The 4,201-nt window shown below is 59.6% G+C and carries 3 protein-coding genes; all 3 read left to right on the top strand.

The window, feature by feature from the left end; all coding sequences use genetic code 11:
- The first annotated feature begins 410 nt into the window (after positions 1 to 410).
- The 3 genes from ACIQH5_RS22400 to ACIQH5_RS22390 all read left to right on the top strand — a co-directional run bounded on the left by ACIQH5_RS22400 (position 411) and on the right by ACIQH5_RS22390 (position 4,038).
- Positions 411 to 995: an HhH-GPD-type base excision DNA repair protein gene (locus ACIQH5_RS22400; RefSeq protein ID WP_400407835.1), complete on the top strand. Its 585-nt coding sequence runs from the start codon at positions 411 to 413 to the stop codon at positions 993 to 995.
- A gap of 74 nt (positions 996 to 1,069) precedes the next feature.
- Positions 1,070 to 1,474 carry a hypothetical protein gene (locus ACIQH5_RS22395; RefSeq protein ID WP_400407833.1) on the top strand — a complete coding sequence of 135 codons (405 nt, stop codon included), beginning with the start codon at positions 1,070 to 1,072 and terminating at the stop codon, positions 1,472 to 1,474.
- 32 nt (positions 1,475 to 1,506) lie between these two features.
- On the top strand, positions 1,507 to 4,038 hold the full coding sequence (locus ACIQH5_RS22390) for a DUF4132 domain-containing protein (RefSeq protein WP_400407831.1): 2,532 nt from the start codon (positions 1,507 to 1,509) through the stop codon (positions 4,036 to 4,038).
- Positions 4,039 to 4,201 lie beyond the last annotated feature (163 nt).

The following is a 4,201-nucleotide window of genomic DNA, read 5'->3' as shown; positions in this document are numbered from 1 at the left end:
GGGGGTGCATGACAATCCGGCATAAATTTCAACCAATCAATAAAACAATCGGCATCAACAAACTTGGCACACTATTGAGTTCTCAAACAACAGACCCCCCAAAACATCACCCACAGCACACCACACAAAGCAGCGCACCCAACAGGGCCATTGGAAAAGAAGAGTTATTTTTGGCCGCCTACCGAACCGTACACACCTTCCGGCTTTCCGTTTCGCACCCGGCGACTCAGAAAACAATACACGCCCCACACCCCCAACGCAAATCCACCCCCAACCCAACCCCACACCCCCCCAAAACCCCACCAAACCGCCGTCGAACGCCCCGGGGCTAATAGTGAGTCGTACCGGAATCGCGCAGCGGATCATCGACTGCTGGACGCTCGATGACTGAGCTCCTGTGTGATGGGAGGATGGGACGCATGGAACTGCACATCACAGGAGATGCCGCCGCGGACCAGCTACTCAGTGACGACGCCTTTGCGTTGCTGACGGGTATGCTGCTGGATCAACAAGTCACTATGGAGTCGGCATTTGCTGGCCCCGAGAAAATCCGGGCCCGTCTGGGTTCCCTGGAGCCCGGCACGATCGCAGAGTACGACCCCGCGGGCTTCGTTGAGGTGTTCAAGGAACGCCCCGCCGTCCACAGGTTCCCGGGCTCCATGGCCGCAAGGGTCCAGGCTCTCGCCGAGACGGTACATCAGGACTGGGATGGGGACGCAGCTGCCATCTGGACCAGCGGGAACCCCGATGGCCCCGAAGTACTCCGCCGGCTCAAGGCATTGCCGGGCTTCGGGGATCAAAAGGCAAAGATCTTCTTGGCGCTCCTAGGCAAGCAGTGCGGCTTACAGGCCGAGGGATGGCGCGAAGCCGCCGGCCACTACGGCGAAGAGGGCTCGTACCTCTCGGTCGCCGACATCGTGGACCCGGAATCCCTGGTCAAGGTACGCGCCAGCAAACAGGCAGCGAAGGCAGCTGCCAAGGCTGCGAAGGCATAACCGCCCCCGATACTCAGACTGTCAGACCTGCCTTATACGATGCGGGGAATACCTAGTCGATTGGTGGGACCCTCATGGCGACATTGCGAATCTGCGATGAAAGCGTACCCGGAACCGGAGCCTTGGAGCAGCTTGAACTGTCCGGGCTGCCGGATGTCATCACAGTGGAAGAGCTGATCCGCTGGCGCGTGCGCGAGGAAGTCGCGCGTTACAACGCCACCTGCGGGGTTGGAACATCCCCCGGACTGGTAGAGCTTTCCACCAAGGAAACTGAGCTCAATCGTCTTGGACGCCGGGCAGCAGACCGCAAGGCCCTCAAGTGGGAGCAGCACGCTGACACGGCGGTTAGAGGCTTTGACCGGAACTCGTTTTTCGTGATGGTTGATGGCCGACAGGTCTGCAACCTCTCAGACGAAGTCAACGTCCTCGCGGCCGTCGAAGCCGTCTTCATCAAGCTAGTACCACTGGTTGGGGGATGAGCGCGTTGCTTGACTCAGAAGGGGGCATCGCGATGCCCGAAAGCCTGCGCGTGCTGGCCAAAGGGCAACGCCTTCGGCTCCTTTGGTTCTTCATGACTCCACATTTCAATTGGGCAGGTGGCGGGAAGGGCCTGGAAAAGTACCGGGAGCGGTTTGCCGGGTACCTTGAGGATCTCGACCCGGATGGGCAGAAGGGTGCATTTGCGTTTACCTTCGCCCACGTGCACGAACACAGGTACGGCATCGCCGATAGGTATTACGAGCCTTTCGGCATCCCGGCCGACCGTGTGCACATGCTGCCACCGATCGAGCAGGCCCTCAACATCTTTTCGGAGCTGCCTCCACTGGACTGGTGCGCCCAGGAGCTCGATTGGATGCTTTCGCACGTGCCCTACTCCCGGTACATCTTTCCTTCATGGCGCGGTGCGTTTCACGAGCCAATCCTGGCCCTGAAACCCGCTGAGCGATGCAACATTCCGGCGGCGACCCGCCGGATGGAGGCCATGCTGCTCACTGATTTTCGGGATGGGCCAGGGTTGCATTCAAAGATCCGCGAATTTGATGAATTGCTGCTCAGTGACAACAAGGAAAACGGCCGTATCCCTCTGCAGTACGTGGCTGATGACGACGACCTCGGCCCCCTAGTACTCGATGCGGTGAGACCGGTGATGCCGGAACACCTGGCCGCCCGACTCCTGCTCTTCATGAGCGAACTGACCGGGCCGAAGCCCACGGCGAAGTGGAAACGCGCAGCAGATCTGCGGATCGCCGAGCAGCCGGCAGTGTTGGGGGTTGCTCAGGCTCTACTCGGTCTGGCTGCCGAGCGCAGGCCTACGGCAGACTCAGGCGAAATATCATGCGTCAGCCCGCACTTGGGATCGGTCCTGCGCGCCTCCCTCTGGCTCCTGGCCCTCCAGCCCGATGCTCCTGCACGTATCCAGCTCATCCGTGATGCAGCCGCCTATCTAGGCGCAGGTCACAACGGCAAGAACGGAGTGTGCCGCTCCGCAATAGCGGCCAATGCCGGTGTGGAAGCACTCCTGGAAATCGCCAAGAGCCACGAGACCGCCACAACTGAAGTCGTCGGAGCACTCACGCACGTCCGGGACGTGGTCAAGAACAAGCACCTGCACAAACGCCTGGTGAACGTCATCGACCAGCTGTCCGCAGCAAGAGGCATCTCGCCCTCCGAGCTGCTGGAAACAGCTGTTCCCGATCTGGGACTGGATGCGGCAGGAGCCAAAACCTTCGAAATCGACGGGTACGTGGCAAACGTTTCCCTGACCAACGGACAGGGAGCGTCTGCCGTGAAGCTCGAATGGTTCACGGCGGAAGGAAAGCCGGGAGCGATGCCGGCTCAGCTGAAAAACTCACCGAAGTTGGCCGCCGTAAAACTCGCTACGAGCGAAGCGAAGAAGGCCCTGACCATCCAGCGCCGGAGGCTCGAACGCCTCATGGCTTCCGAAAGAGCGTGGTCAGGCGACGATTTCCGGACCCGCTATTTGGAACACCCCGTCGTCAGAGCTATTGCTCGCGATCTGTTGTGGACGGTCATCCTGAAGGAAGGAGAGTTTTCCGGGTACCCTCGCCACACTGATGAGGCCACCGGGTGGGAGTTGGTGGGGATCCAAGGCGAAACACGCCAAATCCCGGGCGACGCAACCGTAGTTCTCTGGAAACCGTGGGAGCGGAGTGCCGGGGAAGTACGTTCCTGGCGCTCACACCAACTGGAGCACCGCTTTAGGCAACCGTTCAGGCAGGTATATCGGGAACTATACTTGCTCACTCCAGCCGAGCTGGAGACTGGACACTACTCCAACCGGTATGCAGGGCACATTCTTGACTACGCTCGTGCGCAAGCAATAGCAAAGAACCGCGAGTGGCATGGCACCCAGTTGGGCCCTTGGGACGGCGGCCAGGACACCCAGCTGTACGTCGAATTCAATGATGAACAGCTGAGGGCGGCGTTCAGCATCGAACTTCTCCAGCTAGAGGCAGACCGTGCAACGCTATGCTCAACCAACAGGGTGTGGTTCGAGCGGCGCGTTGCCCGGGACACTTGGGAGTCAATAGCCCTTGATGAAGTACCTCGGGCCGTGTTTAGCGAAGCCATGCGCGACGTGGACCTCTTTACCTCGGTGGCCGCAATTGGACCGGACCCGGATTGGGCAGACCACCCGAACGGCCAGGTCAGAGATTACTGGGGCGGAACGCACACAGAGGAACTCTCGGAAACGGCTCAGACGAGACATGAATATCTCAACGAAATCCTTCCCCGGACCATTTTGTCTGAGTGCTGCCAATTGACAGACCGCCACCTCATCGTACGCGGTACGCATCGCGACTATAAGATCCACCTCGGATCGGGAAACATTCTGATGGAACCAGACGACTCTTACCTTTGCATCGTGCAGGCACCCAGATCACCCTCCGAGCGCATCTTTCTCCCCTTCGAGGAAAAGGCTGGAAGACTGGCCACAATCCTGTCCAAAGCCTTCATGCTCATGAACGACCATAAGATCACCGACCCGTCTATCTTGAGTCAAATCCACGGGCCTCGCTGAATCGAAGCTCGTTTAGAAGCCCGCTTAAACAGATGGAGCCCCCACGGTGGTGGGGGCTTCATCTTTTGGGTTGTTAAATGCGGGGAGCCCCGACCTGTGTTGGTCGGGGCTTCCCGTTAATGGTTGTCCGGCGGTGTCCTACTCTCCCACACCCTCCCGGGTG

Source organism: Paenarthrobacter sp. NPDC091711 (assembly GCF_044756605.1).
Lineage (GTDB): Bacteria > Actinomycetota > Actinomycetes > Actinomycetales > Micrococcaceae > Arthrobacter.
This window is presented reverse-complemented; position numbering and strand designations above follow the sequence as displayed.